This is a genomic window from Duganella radicis (assembly GCF_009720825.1).
Classification (GTDB): domain Bacteria; phylum Pseudomonadota; class Gammaproteobacteria; order Burkholderiales; family Burkholderiaceae_D; genus Rugamonas; species Rugamonas radicis.
The window spans coordinates 145197-160387 of record NZ_WNKY01000006.1 but is presented as its reverse complement, the minus strand read 5'-3'; the positions used below and the strand labels follow the sequence as shown (position 1 = coordinate 160387).

Below are 15191 nucleotides of genomic sequence, written 5' to 3'. Positions count from 1 at the left end.
TCAGTAAGTCAGAACCATGTTGAATAAAACGGAATACAGCGTGCCCTGTTTGTCGCCATACAGGGCCTTGAGCGCTTTGCCCGGCCGCAGTGCGGCGACGGAGCTGTTGATGATGACGTTCTGGTTGTAGAAAGGCCGCCAGTGCATGCCGACCGAGAAGTCGGTGCCCATTTCTTTCGAAGGCAGCGCTTGCGCGCGCAGCACTTCCAGCACGCGGGTGTCCATGAAACGCAGGTAGGAGACGTTGCCGAACACGCGCAGTTCCGGCAACAGGTCCATGTCCGCGCCGGCGCCGATCAGGGCCAGGCCCGGATTGACGAAGTTGGACTGCCCCTCGTCTTTGGATGAACGCAGCGACGGCAGGATGCCATTGCGGCCGGACAGCGCCACACCGCCGCCGCCGATCAGCGGCAAGCCCTGACGGATCGAGAAGCTGGTGTCGGAGCCCGCGATCTGCGGGTTTTCGAGGATGGCGTCAAAGCCGGTGGACTTGTTGTCGTAAGGGTCTTTGTCGCCGGAGGCCAGCACCAGCGAGGCACGGGCGCGTATCCAGCTGAAGTCGCGCGACAGTTCGCTGGCATGGAAGCCGGCACGAATTTTCTGCGCGCTGTGCGCCAGTGGATCGTGCTCGTTGTGGCCAAACGCCAGATACGTGGATGTCGCCAGGTTCCATTCGCCGATATGGCCATCGCCGCTGTAGCCCAGATAGGTGACGTGGTAGCGGTGCGAACGCAAGTCGCCGAGGAAGGCCGGCCGCACCAGGAAGCCGTTGGTGTCGTAGGTTTTCCCGGTATCCGCGTTGCGGTTGTGGACGATGCTGGCTTGCGAGGTGAAGCCGATCCAGGGCCAGTCCTGGCGGTACAGGTTGGCCAGATAGATTTGGTCTTTGCGCAGACCTTTGCCGACCGCGTTCAAGCCGCTGTTGGTGTCTTTCTCGAAGCGCGCGAAGGCGGCCAGGTTGTACTGCCAACGGTTGTTGTCGCGATTACCAAACAGGCGGATGCCGAATGGCGAGTCCTGAAACAGGAAGCCACGGAAATCGTTGGTGAACGGCTGGATGCCGACGCGCAGGCTGTCGAAGTCGTAGCGGTCGGAGACGTTGCGCAGATGGACGTCGGCGAACATTTCCTGAATGCCGACGAAGTTGTCGGTGCGGCGCTTGCCCTCCGACGGATCGATGCGCAGTGCGCCTGCCTCCTGCACCATGGCGCGGTTGAAGTTGAACACCGGGACGAAGCGCAGTTCATAGTCTGGCGGACGGAAGGTGGTGTCGCCCTTGATCAGGCCCAGATTCAGGATCAGGTTTTGCACCATGACTGTTTGCTGGCCACGGCCGAAGATGTCGTTGGCGCCGGGGCCGGTGCTGATCTGGCCTGCCACAGGGGTCGGCAGGCGGCGCAGTTCCAGCAGCGAGTCCGAGACCACGCCAAGGTTGAAGAACAGGTCTGGCGCGTACTGCTTGAGGACTGGCAGGTCGGCTTTCAGCGGATTCTGGTTGTACGGGTCGTACCATGGGAATTTGAAGCCCAAGGTTTGCATCAGGCGCCAGCGGTCGGCGATCGGCAAGGACTCGCGCGGCAGGTTGGCTTGCGGTGGCGGCACTTGCGATGGATCGATGGCTGGCAGAACGGCCAGTTGCGGCACGCCAGCCGTGGCGCCGGGACGTGCCGGCAGGATGCCCGGCTGTGTATCATCTGCGGCGTCCGGAGCACGCGCGGTACCCGGGGCGTCGAATACTTCGATGGTCATTTCGCCATATTCCGCAGGCGCCATCTGAATCCAGCCGGAGCGCTGGGCATCCAGCGGCACCTTGTACCAGTCGCCGCGCTGTTCAAGAATACCAACCATGGCACCACGCGACAACTCGGCCACCGGGAGAGATTTGACCGACGGCTCGCCGCGCACCGGCACGGAGACCGACAACACTTGCAACTGTTGCGGCGCGGCGGTCGGCTGCTGCGCAGCGGCGAAGGCCATCGCGGAGGCGCCGAGCAGCGCGCAGGCGGTGCGGCGGGAGAACGCGGTTTTATATGCCATCACACACGCTCTGCTCTGTACTGTTGTTGAACGGCGCCTGCGGACATTGGGCGTAGCGCAGATTGCGGCCTTGCGGCGCCAGCATGTCGGCGCGGCGCGAGGCCGGCGCATGGCCGATGCCGGTCTTGAGGGCCGCTGCGGCGCGCGACACGCCCAGCATGCCGATCATGTCATCCTGATCCACACCATCACCCGACACGCCGATCGCGCCGATCAAGGTGGTGCCGCGATAAATCGGAAAGCCGCCGGGGAAGGTCTGCATGCCATTCTCCAGCCCCATCGCATTGCCGGTGCAACTGCGGTTGGGCGAAGCCGGCGCCAGGATCGCCCCCACCAGCGATGGATACACCAGATCCAGTTGCAGGCCGACGTTGAACGGACTCCAGGTCGCCGTGCTCTTGGACAGCGGCCCGGCAGGGTTACCATCTATCCCATCCGGGAAATTAGGCCGCGCGATATTGCCGATGGAACGCGCCGAAAACGCGATGCCATCGCTGAACGCCGCCGCATTCCCAAAGAAGCCGCGCGACGACGCCATATAGCTATCCACGCCAAACAAGGCGCCCTGCTTGAGCGAGCCATTGAAGTAGCCCAGCTGCGGCAAGGCGGAAATTGCCGCCGACGCGCCAGTCGATGAGAAGAACGCCGCCGTGCGCGCCTTCTGCAAGGACACGTCCACACCGAACACCGGCCCGTCGCCGCTGCGCGCGAGGCCCAGCACATGGCCGGCGGTGTCGACCACCGACACCGTCACCTCCGCCGCTGAACCGACCGGAATGCGAATCTGCGCCCGCGCTTGCGCAGCCACGCCCAGCGCCTGCGAGATCACTTCCTGCACCTCCGTCGCGCTCATTCCGGTGCCGCCAGCCGCCACCGGCAACGGCGACAGCGACGCACTGGCCGGATAACGATTGCTCTGTGCCGCGTTCACCAGAATCTGCGTGCCGCCCTGTGCGACAAAGCCGGAAGCGGCTTCGCCAAACGCGGTGCCAGCCAAAATGGCCGCGCCGTCGTAGTAGCCATCCACCGGCAGCAAAGCGCCAGCCATGCCGCTGATGCGTGTGGCCGTTACCGCCACAGGCTGCGAGGCCGCATTCGCGTAGGTCAGCGTCACGCCGCCCGCAGTGATGCGGTCCGCGCGGATGCAGTCCGGCGCCGCAAAACCGCTCTGCGCGGACAAAGCGATGCGCTCGTCGAGATCCGCACCACTGGTGGTTGGTGATGGATCGAGCCCATACACGCCATCCGCCATCACGCCAATGCCACCGACAACGCGGCCGTTTTTATACAACGGGAAGCCGCCCGGATCGGCGGCAAGGCCCAGCGGCGAGCGCTTGGGGCCAACGCCGATGCCGGCGCCGCGTTGAACCAGATCGCCGCACGGCAGTTGGCTGAACTGCACGCCGAACAAAGGCCCGCCAGCCGTCTGCGCAATGCCCGGAACAAAGTGATCCTGCACGATGAAGCTTGCGGTGCGCGTGCTGAAGGCGTTGCCGGACGAGGACAGGTAGGCGCCGGTCAGCGCCTTGGCCACCGCCGCGAGGTCGGAGCCGATCAGTCCACTCAGGCCATCCAGGCCTTGCGGGCTGTCCACGCCGTTCTTGCCGCTGCCGCTGAGGATATTCACGGTCGTGCCGGCGCCGGTCATGCGATACACCGCCAACACATTGCCTACGCGGTCCACCACGGCGATAGTGGCCTTGGCGCCCAGCCTGGACGCAGCTTCTGCGCCCTGCGCCAGCACTTGTTCCACCTCCGCCGCCGTAATGGCTTGCGGCGTGGTGGCTGGCGTGAAGCAGCTGCCAGACGTGGACGAGCCACCGCCAGTACCGCCTCCCGCGCTACCCGACGGACCGCCGCCGCCGCTGCATGCGGCAAGCATCGCCAACGCTAGCGCCAACCCGCCGCCCCATGGGCCGACGCCCAACCGCCGCGACGCACCGGTTGAGGCGGCGTGGCACACCATCATGACCTCGCGGGCGCTCATGGCTTCATTGCCTTCGCAGCTTTAGGACCGGTGTGCAGGTCCGGCATGTGATAGCCGTGGCACATCGCACAATCCGACTTCACCTTGCCCACCACCGGCTCGGTGCCGCCGTGACAATCGCGACATTCTTTAATGGTCGGCATCAGCACATCGCTGGACTTGCCCGACTTGGCGGCCATATGGCAATCGCCGCATGGCGCCTGGCGGTGCGCGGCGTGATCGAAGCTCGCTTTCGGCATCCACGCATGCGGCTGCGCCACCGGCGCAATCTTCCACTGCGGCAGATCGGCGCCCGGCGTACCAGCCTTGCCCGGACCCGGCACGCGGCTCACGTCATGGCACACCACACAGGACGTTTTCTCAAACAGCTCGGTCGCCGCCGCGGCCGCGCGCGCACGCGCATCGCCAGGACCTTGGACAAAGCTGGCAGGCGCGCTGGCGGGCATCCCCGGACGCACCGTGAACACTGGGCCGCTGGCAGGCGGCGTATCGATCGCCACTTTACTGCTATTGACGTAGCCATAAAATTCGCGCAGCGTGGACAGCACCTCGGCCGGCGATCCATGCGGTACCTGGCGCTGCGACAGCGCCGGCTCAAACGCCAGCGTATGACAGGACTGGCAGTCGCGCTGCATGGTCACGCGCTGGAAGCCGGTGCCACTCTCGGTCGGGCGGTGGCAGGTAGCGCATTCCAGTTTGGTCTTGCCGTTCGGGCCGGCGATACCGCCTGCCACAAGGTGTTTATCGTGCGGGAACTTGAGCGTGTCGGCCTGGCCGATCGGCTGGCTGCCCTGACGCAGGCGCACGAAGGTGGTTTCCGACGCCGCCACCTGCACGCGGAACTGCGGGTGGGCCTTGGCGAAGTCCTTCACATTGGCCACCTGAGTGCCCGGCATTTTGCTTTCCAGATCGCCGTGGCAAGACGCGCAACCGGCGCCGATGTAGCGGCGGTTCTGCGATACCAGTCCATCCGTCCCTTGGTGGTCGCGATGGCAAGTGGCGCAGCGCGTTTCGTGCAGGGCCGGCATTGATGCGATCTTGTCGGCGACGTGATTGCCGATGCCGCGATGGCATGCCAGGCAGTCCTTGTCCTGCACCTGCTTGAACGGTTCGGAGTGGCAGGACTTGCAATCCAGTCCAAAGGGCTGGTGCGAGGAAGACAGCGTGCCGGGACTCCATTGCGCATCCAGTCCCAGCGCGGTTGGCGAGGCACGTACATAAGCATGATTCAGTACCGGCGCGGCGGCCGGCGTCTTGCGCAGCTTGACGGCTTTCTCTTCCACCGGGTGGAACACCGACGGCCACACTGAAGCCAGCACCGGCAGCACCAGGCAGGCCAGCAACACCAGCACAAACGCCAGCCACGACATGGTGCGGCGTCCGACCAGTGGACGTTGCAGCGCATCGATCTCCTTCTGGAGCTTATCGTTGTTACGAGCTTGCATAAGCGATTACCAGTAGAAGAAAACGGAGACGATGTGCGCGCTCAGCGCCACCAGCAGGGCGATCGACATCGGCACATGGAACAGCAGCCAGATTTCCGTCAGCGTGCGCAGGCGCACGAAGGAGCGGATGCGTTTCAGCTGTTGCAGGCGGCGGAATTGCAGGGTGTAGATTTCGTTCGAGTTGGGGTCTGCCTGGTCGCCCACTTCGCGCAGGCGTTTCAGCACGCGCGCGGTGGCGCAGTGACGGTTGCGGCCCGTCAGGCGCTGGCGGCGCTTGTTGAAGATTTCGCCGGCGGCCGATTCCTCCACCAACGCCAGCAGCAATGGCGGACGGCCCTGCGCCAGCATGCGGCAGCGGTCATCGAGGTCGCGCAGGTCTTGTGCGATCTGGTCCAGCGTGCGGCCGTCCAGCAGGTCGCCCATCAGCGACGGGTGATGCAGGTACAGCACCACGCCCCAGATGCCGCTGACGATGACGGCCATGGTCAGCGCGTAAGCGAAGGTGTGGACGTTCCAGCCGAATTCGAAACCGCAGTGCAGCGTGGCGATCACCGCCAGCGCCAGGCCGAGGTAGACGTGGGCCGACAGCCAGCCACGCAAGGTGCCCATGCGCGAGGCGTAGGCGCGTTTGCGCACGCCCAGCAGCAGCAGGAACACGATCAGCAACGCGCCCAGCGTACCGAGGCCGTAGCCGAGGATGGTGCCGCCGCCCGGTTTGATCGGCGGGTTGTCTACGGCGTACAGCGCGATGCACGCGGCCAGCAGGACGATGGCCCATTTGGCGTAGCGAAAGCGCTGGAATGACATGAAATTGTCTTGCAACATAAGGCGACTTCTGGCGGTGGCTGGTGTCTGTTTATTTAACTATCATTGCAAATAGTCAACAATATGCGGGCAGTCTAACACTAACCGGCATAGTAAATTTGGTGATATTTGCTATTTGGGGCTTATACGCAACTGTATTTGCGTGTCGCCCGGTTTGGCGGGCTGTGGAGCCGATTCCAAATCGCCCGGCGCGGCGATGGCGTTGCCGGTTTTGGAGATGCGGGCGGTGACTACCAGTTTGTCGAACTGTGACATTTTCACACCGGGCATCATGCCCATGGTGTCGTCGAGGGTGAAGTTCAGCGGCAGGTCGCGGGCTTGTTTGCGCAGGACGGCGAGCGGGAAACGCGGGCCGTCGGCGGCTTTGGCGACGATGAAGACAGTGTCGGTGTCGGCCACCTGCTTGTTTAGCAAGGGATCGAGTTCGACGCGGCCGCTGATGGCGGTGGCCGATGCGGATGGCGCGCGGTCGGCGGGCAACGCGGCGGAACCAGCGGCGGACTGCGCGGCCTGAGGCTGCGAGGCGGCGGCAGTGCCGGCGGCGGCGCGCTGGGTGGCGGCACCCTCCATCGGCGCGCCGATGTGGGCGAGGTTGTCGCGCGCCATCTGGGCGAATTCCGAGTTGGGCGTGGCGTTGGCCAGCGCGGCCTGCCAGTGGATGGCGGCGGCGGCGAGGTCGGTGCGCTCGAAGGCGGCGTCGCCAGACAGGATCAGGGCTTTGACGTTTTTAGGATCGGCCGCGAGCGCGCGGGCCAGCAGGCGTTCCGGCTCGCCGTGCAGTTTCTGGTTCTGCGTCATGGCGAGGACGTCGGCATAATCGGCCAGGATCTGTGCGTCGTCGGGGATAAGGGTGATCAGGCGCGCGTAGGCGCCGCTGGCGGCAACGAAGCGGCCCATGGCGCTGTACGATCGGGCCAACAGCGCCCAGCCGTTGGGGTCTTGCGGTTCGCGCGCCATGCGCTCGGCCAGTTTGGCGACCATGGCTTCGGCTTCGTTGCTGGTATGCGGATCGAGGCCTTGGCCGGTAGCGACAGACGCAGCTTCCGGCGCGACCAGCGCTTGCGGCGTGCCGAGCGAGGCGTACAAGCCAGCCGCCGCGCCAACCAGCACGAACGCCAGCACGACGGCTTGCCATCGCGCCACTGGCGGCGGCGCGGAGGCAGGGGCCGCGCCAACGCCGGGCATGGCGCCGCCGCGGGGATCGCTCTCGGTCTCGATAGCCGCATTGGCGCCTGGCGCGGCGGTGGCGTGGTCGGCTGGCGCAGTCGCGCCGAGATGGACGTCTTCGGCGACCCGCTGTTCCAGTTCGCGGCGGGAGACGGCATAGGCTTCGGCATCGATGCTGCCTTGCTCACGGTCCGCTTCCAGCTCGCGCAGCTGGTCACGCAGGACGGCCAGATTCAATTGGCCGGCTTGCGGCGCGGCTGCCGCGCCAGCACGCGACAGCAAGGGGCGCAAGATCAGCCACAGAACCACCACACACATCGCAGCGGCGGCGAATACGAAGCCGTTCATGGCTGCTCCTTGTCGTTATCCAGTAGCGCGCGTGCACGCTGCAACTCTTCCTCTGACGGCGCTGACGTCTCACGCCGCGCCGAACGCAGACGCGAAACCAGCAGCGCCGCACCAGCCACCAGCAACAGCAATGGCCCAAACCACAGCAACCATGTAGTCGACTTCACAGGCGGGCGATACAAAACAAAATCGCCATAACGCTGCACCATGAAGTCCAGCACCTCCTGCTCCGACTTGCCCTGCGCCAGCTGCTCGCGTACCTCGCGGCGCAGGTCCGCCGCCAACCCGGCATGCGAATCGGCGATGGTCTGGTTCTGGCACACCAGGCAACGCAGTTCCTCTTCCAGCGCGGCGGCGCGCTTGTCCAGATCCTCATCGGCATGCACGGACAGCGACAACGCCATCAACAAGGCAGCAATCCACTTAACCATTGCCGCCTTCCTTGTTCAGTTTTGCGATCAGCGGCACCAGCGTGCCGGTCACCACGTCCGGCGTCAGGATGCCGATCTGCTTGTAGCGGATCACGCCGCGCTTATCGATCACGAACGTCTCCGGCACGCCATACACGCCATAGTCAATGCCAACGCGGCCATCCTGATCGAACGCCGACACCAGATACGGATCGCCCGCGCGCTGCAAATTGGCGATGCCTTCATCGCGCGCGTCCTTGTAATTCAGGCCAACGATAGGTGCGATCTTCATGCGCGCCATCTCCATCAGCACCGGATGCTCCTGGCGGCAAGCCACGCACCACGAGGCCCACACGTTCAAAATCCACACCTGCCCCGCCATGTCGCGCGTGCCGATCTGGCGCTCCGGCATATGCAGCTGCGCCAGTGAAAACGCCGGTGCCGGCTTGTTAATCAGCGGCGACGGCACCTCGCGCGGATTCAGGCGCAAGCCCACCCACAGGAATCCCAGCAGCGCAACGAATACGCCCAGTGGCAGAATAAAGCGCTTCATGCTTTGCCTTTCTTCAGACGATAGCGCTTGTCCAGCGCCGCCAGCAGGCCGCCAAACGCAATCAGCAGCGCACCGGCCCAGATCCACGCCACGAACGGCTTGTGCTGGATGCGCACGATCCAGTTGCCCGTCTTGACCTCTTCGCCCAGTGCCAGATACAGGTCGCGCGTCGGGCCGCGATCGATGGCCGCTTCCGTCATCGGCATGCCGCCGGACGCGAACTGGCGCTTCTCCGGCAGCAGCGTGACGATATGCTTGCCGTTGCGCGTGACATCAAAGGTGCCGCGCACCGCCGAGTAGTTTGGACCCTCCACGTTCTGCAAGCCGACAAAGCGGAAGTCGTAGCCGTTGACGTGATGGATATCGCCGCTCTGCATCGGTACGTCGTGCGAAATCTCGCGCCCCTTCACCAAGGTGACGCCGATGACGAATATACCGATGCCGGCGTGCGCGATCAGCATGCCCCAGTAGCTGCCCGGCAGCGTGGACAAGCGGTGGCTCAGGCGCGTGCGGTTTTCCTCAAACACGCGCAGGCGTTGCAGCAGGTGCCACACGCTGCCCAGCAAAATCCACGCGGCCAGTGCAAGCCCCATGACCAGCAGCGGCGAAATGCCGACCGCGATGGCGGCCGCAATCGCCAGCAGCACGGCAGCCACGCCCACCCAACGCAGGCTGCGCACGTCCTTGAAGCCGGCCTGCTTCCAGCGCAGGAACGGACCGGCGGCCAGCAACAGCAACATCGGCGCCATCAGCGGCACGAACACGGTTTCGAAGTATGGCGGGCCGACCGAGATTTTGCCCATGCCCAGCGCGTCGAGGAACAGCGGATACAGGGTGCCCAGCAACACGGTGCCGGCGGCGGCCACCAGCAGCACGTTATTCACCAGCAGCAGCGATTCACGCGAGAACATGGCGAAGCGGCCGCCAAGGCCGACCTGCGGCGCGCGCCATGCGTACAGCAGCAGCGAGGAGCCGACCACCAGCGCCAGGAACACCAGCACGAACAGGCCGCGCTTGGGATCGGTGGCGAAGGCGTGGACGGAGGTCAGCACACCCGAGCGCACCAGGAAGGTGCCCAGCAGCGACAGGGCGAACGCCATGATGGCCAGCAGCACGGTCCAGTTTTTGAAGCTGCCGCGTTTTTCGGTGACGGACAGGGAGTGGATCAAGGCGGTGCCGACCAGCCATGGCATGAAGGAGGCGTTTTCCACCGCGTCCCAGAACCACCAGCCGCCCCAGCCCAATTCGTAGTAGGCCCAGAAGCTGCCCAGGAAGATCCCCAGCGTCATGAAGGTCCAGGCGACCAAGGTCCATGGGCGGGACCAGCGTGCCCACGCCGCATCCAGCTGGCCGCCGATCAGCGCGGCGATGGCAAAGGCGAAGGCCACCGAGAAGCCGACGTAGCCCATGTAGAGCAGCGGTGGGTGGGCGATCATGCCGATGTCTTGCAGCAGCGGGTTGAGGTCCTGGCCTTCGGCGGCGCCGGGCAGCAGGCGTTCGAATGGGTTGGAGGTCCACAGGATGAAGGCGAGGAAGCCAACGCTGATCAGGCCCATGACGCCCAGCACGCGGGCGACCACTTCGGCCGGCAGTTGTTTGCTCAGCGCGGCGACGGCGGCAGTCCACAGTACCAGGATTTGAATCCACAGCAGCAGCGAGCCTTCGTGGCCGCCCCACACGGCGGAGATGCGGTAGTGCAGTGGCAGCAAGGTATTGGAGTGAGAGGCGACGTACAGCACGGTGAAGTCGTTCGCCACGAAGGCTTGCACCAGGCAGGCGAAGGCGAACGTGACCAGCAAGGCTTGTGCGTAGGCGGCGGGCCGCGCGACGGCCATCCAGCGCGCGGCCATGGCGTCGGCAACGGCCGATGCACCACACGCGGCCGCACGGCCAGCTGGCGCAGCAGCGCGGGCGGAGGCTGGGGCGGCAGCGGCGCCGGTTGCGCGGGCGCGCGGCGAGGCGAGTAGCGGGACGATGCCTTGCAGCAGCGCGACGCAAAACGCCAGCATCAGCGCGAAGGAACCTAGTTCTGGAATCATTTCTTGTCCTTGGCCTCGGCGGCCTCTTTCAGTGCGCGCGCGGCGTCCGGCGGCATGTAGTTTTCATCGTGCTTGGCCAGCACCTCGGTGGCGGTGAACACGCCATCGGCGCCCAGCTTGCCCTGCACGACCGCGCCTTTGCCTTCCTTGAACAGGTCCGGCAGGATGCCGCTGTAGCGCACCGGCACGCGCTGCGCCAGATCGGTGATGATGAAGTCCACCGTCACGCCATCGCCATCCCGGCGCAAGCTGCCCTTCTCCACCAGGCCGCCCATGCGCAAATTGCGAGCGCGGTCGGCGCTGGCCAGCACTTCGGTCGGCGTCACGGAGAAGACGAGGTTCTTCTGGAAGGCGGACGAGATCAGCCAGGCCGCCAGCGCCAGCAGGGCCAGGCCCGCCGCCACCAGCACCAGGCGCTTTTGTCTAGGTTTCATCGTGATCCTGTTGATGTTTCAGCTGTTCCAGCGCGGCGCGACGGCGCAGGCGCAGGGCCACGCTTTCGCACACTGGCAGCAGCAAAGCGGCGCCAATGGCGCCCCACACGTACAGGGCATAGCCGCCCATGTGCAGCCATTCGCTCATGCCGCCTCCTTGATCCACGCGCTGCGTTTCTCGCGTTCGAGGATGATGCAGCGCAGGCGCGCCAGCGCGGCGGCGAAGGTGTAGGACCATGCGCCCAGTGCGACCAGCAGCATCCCGGTCAGCATCACGGCGGCCATGCTGGGCGCGGCGGTCAGGCTGACGGACGCGCCCTGGTGCAGGGTGTTCCACCACTTCACGGAGAAGTAAATGATGGGGATATTCACCACGCCGACCAATGCCAGCAAGGCGCCGGCGCGGTCGGCGCGGCGCGGGTCGGTGATGGCGGATTGCAGGGTCATGAAGCCGATGTAGAGGAACAGCAGGATCAATTCGGAGGTCAGGCGCGCGTCCCATACCCACCACGCGCCCCATGTCGGTTTGCCCCACAGGGCGCCGGTCCACAGTGCCAGTGCGGTGAACATGGCGCCGGTCGGCGCGAGCGCGCTGGCCATCATCGACGACAGGCGCGTGTTCATGACAAGGCCGATGCCGGCCCAGAAGGCCATGGCGAGGTAGATCACCATCGACATCCATGCGGCGGGCACGTGAACGTAGATGATGCGATAGGAGTCGCCTTGTTGCCAATCGGTGGGGGCGCGTACCAGGCCAACATACAAGCCGGCGGCGGTCAGCAGGACCGCCAGTATCGCAAACCATGGGATCAATTTGCCCGCCAGTGGATAGAACTGTTGAGGTGAGGCGTAACGGTAAAGCAGGCTGGTGTTCATTGTGGACATTGTATCAACAGTGTTCACTCCAAGGCAATGCGCAAGGCCGCCGCAGTGGCCCACGGAGCCAGTGCTACAGCGGCTGCCAGCAGGCCTCCCAGTAAAAATAAATGCGATTGTGGATCTGGCGCCACAGCGGCGCCGGCGCCGAAAATGAGGACCGGGACGTAAAGTGGCAAAACTAATAATGCGATGAGGACGCCGCCGCCGCGCACGCCCAATGTCAGCGCCGCGCCGATGGCGCCGATCAGGCTGAGGATGGGAGTGCCGAGTGCAAGGCTGGCCATCAGCGTGGCGACTTGTTCGGCGGGCAGGCCGAATTGGAGGGCCAGCAGTGGCGAGAGGATGATCAGCGGAATGCCGGTGGTGAGCCAATGCGCGAGGATTTTGCCGGCGACCAGCAGTGTGGCTGGCTCCGGCGAGAGCAGGAGTTGTTCGAGGGTGCCGTCGGCGTGGTCCTGGGCGAACAGGCGGCCGAGGGCGAGCATGGAGGATAGCAGCGCGGCGATCCACACCATGCCAGGGCCGATGGTGCGCAGCATGGCCGGTTCAGGGCCAAGGCCCAGCGGCGCCAGCGCGGCCACGATCACGAAGAAGAAGACTGACGACAGCACGTCCGCGCGGTTGCGCAGCGCCAGCAGCAGGTCGCGACGGATCACGCCGAGGAAGGCGGTCAGCATGATGAGGCGCTCGGCGGCGCGGCGGGCGTGGGCGTGGCTTGCGCGGCGGCGAAAGGCGACGCGGGGCGCGCGGGCGGGGCGGACGCAGGGCGGTCGAGGTTGAGGTCCAGCGCTACGGCTGGATGCAGCGGCAGGTCGGTGTGGGTGGTGTAGACCAACATGCCGCCGCGCGTGAAGTGCTGGTCGAGCGCGGCGCACAGGGCGGCGACCGCGTCCTGATCCAGCGCGTTGAACGGTTCGTCCAATATCCACAGCGGCGCGGCATGGCCTTCGGCGCCGTGCAGGCGCGCCAACGCCAGTCGCTTGCGCTGCCCTTGCGACAGCGAGCGCGCCGGCAGTTGTGCGGCGCGGCCCAGGCCCAATGCCGCCAGCGAGTGCTCGGCCTCAGCGCGGTCCAGCACCCGGCCATTCAGGCGCGCGCTGTAGACCAGGTTTTCCCATGCCAGCAATTCATCTTTCACCGCCGCCGCATGGCCGAGGTAAATCATCTGGTTGTGATACTGATCGCGGCAAGCGGCAAGCGCCCTGCCCTGCCAGCGCACCTCGCCCGATTCGGCATGCGCCAGACCGGCCAAGGTACGCAGCAAGGTGGTCTTGCCACTGCCGTTGGCGCCGCGCACGCGCAGCGCCTGTCCAGCCGCCAGCGACAACGACACGTCCTTGAACAAGCGGCGCTCTCCGCGAACGCAGCAAAGATCGAGAGCCTGTAACGTCATCGCGGCGCGAACCAATTACTTGCGCTTGGCGGCGCTGGCGTCGCGCGCGGCGCGGAACTCGGCGTCCTTGGACCAGTTAGGCCAGTCCCTGGATTCCGCCAGATCGCGGCCCAGCGAATACAACATGCCCAGATCGTGCGACATGCCTGCGAAGCTCCAGTTGGCGCTCCACTCGTCCGACGGCTGGTGGTAGTTGTTGGTGGTGTAAGCCTCTTCCGCCTTGCGGCCTGCCGCCACGCCACCTTCCACCAGGTCGTTGCCCGATCCGTACGAAATGGCCGGCACGCCGCGCTTGGCGAACGGGAAGTGGTCCGAACGGAAGAAGTGGCCGGCTTCCGGCAGCGGATCAGGCGTGTAGGCCAGGTTGTACTGCTTGGCCTTGGCGATCAGTTGATCCAGCAGATCCAGCTTGGCGCTGCCGGAAATGGTGAAGTTGCGCGCCAGGCCTTCCGGGCTCAGTGCATCCATATTGATCACGCCCACCGTGGTGGCCAGCGGATACAGCGGGTTGGCCGAGTAGTATTCGGAACCCAGCAGACCTTTCTCTTCGGCGGTCACCGCCAGGAACACCACGCTGCGGGCCGGCGCAGGCGCCTTGCCGTATGCGCGCGCCAGTTCCAGCAGCGCGGCGATGCCGGTGGCGTTATCAATCGCGCCGTTGTAGATCTTGTCGCCCTTGGCGTCCGGCAGGCCAACACCCAGATGGTCCCAGTGGCCGCTGTAGATCACGGTTTCGTCAGGCTTCTTCACGCCCGGCAGACGCGCCACCACGTTCTTCGAGGTGATGACTTGCGCATCGACCGCGTAGTTGGCCGACAGCGTCACACCTTTCAATTCAGCCGGCTTGAAGTCGCGCGTTTGCGCCTGCTTCTTCAGTGCCTCGAAATCCAGGCCGCCGCGCTTGAACAGGTCCACCGCCAGATCGCGCTGAATCCACGCTTCCATCGGCGCGTGCGCTTCGGAAGGCTTCTTGCGCACGATGTCGTACATGACGTTGGTGTTGGAGTTCTTCACCGTGTTCCAGCCATAGGATGCCGGTGCGGTTTCGTGCACGATGATGGTGCCCAGCGCGCCACGGCGCGCCATCTCTTCATACTTGTAAGTCCAGCGGCCGTAGTAGGTCATGGCCTTGCCGCCGAAATCGCCCTGACCGGTTTCGAAGTCCGGATCGTTAATCAGCACGATGGCCAGCTTGCCCTTCAAGTCCTGGCCCTTGAAGTCATCCCACTTGCGCTCCGGCGCGGTCACGCCGTAGCCGACGAACACCAGCGGCGCATTCTTGAAGTCGACCAGCCTGGCGCCGTTCATGGCGGCACGCACGGCCAGGTCATCGCCCTGCTTCAGTTCCTGCACGGTCTTGCCGTCGCTGACCGACAGCTTGACCGGGCCCTTGATTTCAAAGCGGCCCAGCGGCACGTCCTGGGTCCAGGCGCGCTTGCCCTTGACCAGATCACCGCCCGGTTGCAGGCCGGCGGCCTTGAACTGTTCGATGATGTAAGCGACGGTCTTGGTCTCGCCGGCGGTGTTCGGGCCGCGGCCTTCAAATTCATCCGACGACAGAACCTTCACATCCTGCGACAGACGTTTTGCGTCGATCTCAGGACCGTTTGCCGCGTGGGCGGCAGTGGCTGCAAACGCCGCGATCAGCGACATCACAAGCATGGTTTTTTTCAA

At 65.1% G+C, this 15191-nt stretch carries 14 protein-coding genes; all 14 read right to left on the bottom strand.

Annotated elements, in window-relative coordinates; genetic code table 11:
* Nucleotides 1-2037, bottom strand: a complete 2037-nt coding sequence (locus GM676_RS08700) for an SH3 domain-containing protein (protein ID WP_229262599.1) — start codon at nucleotides 2035-2037, stop codon at nucleotides 1-3.
* Nucleotides 2027-4024 (bottom strand): heme-binding protein, encoded by a 1998-nt coding sequence (locus tag GM676_RS08695; RefSeq protein ID WP_211923193.1) that lies wholly within the window; start codon nucleotides 4022-4024, stop codon nucleotides 2027-2029. The genes GM676_RS08700 and GM676_RS08695 overlap by 11 nt, the downstream gene beginning before the upstream one ends.
* Nucleotides 4021-5469 (bottom strand): cytochrome c3 family protein, encoded by a 1449-nt coding sequence (locus tag GM676_RS08690; RefSeq protein ID WP_155463126.1) that lies wholly within the window; start codon nucleotides 5467-5469, stop codon nucleotides 4021-4023. Before GM676_RS08690 ends, GM676_RS08695 begins: the two co-directional genes overlap by 4 nt.
* Nucleotides 5470-5475: 6 nt before the next feature.
* On the bottom strand, nucleotides 5476-6294 hold the full coding sequence (locus tag GM676_RS08685) for a hypothetical protein (RefSeq protein WP_155463125.1): 819 nt from the start codon (nucleotides 6292-6294) through the stop codon (nucleotides 5476-5478).
* A 111-nt stretch (nucleotides 6295-6405) separates the two neighbouring features.
* On the bottom strand, nucleotides 6406-7809 hold the full coding sequence (gene ccmI / locus GM676_RS08680) for a c-type cytochrome biogenesis protein CcmI (protein WP_155463124.1): 1404 nt from the start codon (nucleotides 7807-7809) through the stop codon (nucleotides 6406-6408).
* Nucleotides 7806-8240 carry a cytochrome c-type biogenesis protein gene (locus tag GM676_RS08675; protein ID WP_155463123.1) on the bottom strand — a complete coding sequence of 145 codons (435 nt, stop codon included), beginning with the start codon at nucleotides 8238-8240 and terminating at the stop codon, nucleotides 7806-7808. The genes ccmI and GM676_RS08675 overlap by 4 nt, the downstream gene beginning before the upstream one ends.
* On the bottom strand, nucleotides 8233-8772 hold the full coding sequence (locus tag GM676_RS08670) for a DsbE family thiol:disulfide interchange protein (RefSeq protein WP_155463122.1): 540 nt from the start codon (nucleotides 8770-8772) through the stop codon (nucleotides 8233-8235). Before GM676_RS08670 ends, GM676_RS08675 begins: the two co-directional genes overlap by 8 nt.
* The gene (locus tag GM676_RS08665) at nucleotides 8769-10811 is read right to left on the bottom strand and encodes a heme lyase CcmF/NrfE family subunit (protein WP_155463121.1); all 2043 of its coding nucleotides are present in this window, start codon (nucleotides 10809-10811) and stop codon (nucleotides 8769-8771) included. Before GM676_RS08665 ends, GM676_RS08670 begins: the two co-directional genes overlap by 4 nt.
* Nucleotides 10808-11245 carry a cytochrome c maturation protein CcmE gene (gene ccmE / locus GM676_RS08660; RefSeq protein WP_155463120.1) on the bottom strand — a complete coding sequence of 146 codons (438 nt, stop codon included), beginning with the start codon at nucleotides 11243-11245 and terminating at the stop codon, nucleotides 10808-10810. Before ccmE ends, GM676_RS08665 begins: the two co-directional genes overlap by 4 nt.
* Entirely contained in the window at nucleotides 11235-11393 is a 159-nt protein-coding gene (gene ccmD, locus GM676_RS08655; protein WP_155463119.1) for a heme exporter protein CcmD, read from the bottom strand. Before ccmD ends, ccmE begins: the two co-directional genes overlap by 11 nt.
* Nucleotides 11390-12121, bottom strand: coding sequence for a heme ABC transporter permease CcmC (ccmC, locus tag GM676_RS08650; protein WP_155463166.1), 732 nt, complete (start codon nucleotides 12119-12121; stop codon nucleotides 11390-11392). Before ccmC ends, ccmD begins: the two co-directional genes overlap by 4 nt.
* Nucleotides 12122-12144: 23 nt before the next feature.
* Entirely contained in the window at nucleotides 12145-12801 is a 657-nt protein-coding gene (gene ccmB / locus GM676_RS08645; protein ID WP_155463118.1) for a heme exporter protein CcmB, read from the bottom strand.
* A complete protein-coding gene (gene ccmA, locus GM676_RS08640) occupies nucleotides 12795-13517 on the bottom strand; it encodes a cytochrome c biogenesis heme-transporting ATPase CcmA (protein ID WP_155463117.1) in 723 nt (240 codons plus the stop codon). The genes ccmB and ccmA overlap by 7 nt, the downstream gene beginning before the upstream one ends.
* A 15-nt stretch (nucleotides 13518-13532) precedes the next feature.
* Nucleotides 13533-15191, bottom strand: coding sequence for a M28 family metallopeptidase (locus GM676_RS08635; protein WP_211923192.1), 1659 nt, complete (start codon nucleotides 15189-15191; stop codon nucleotides 13533-13535).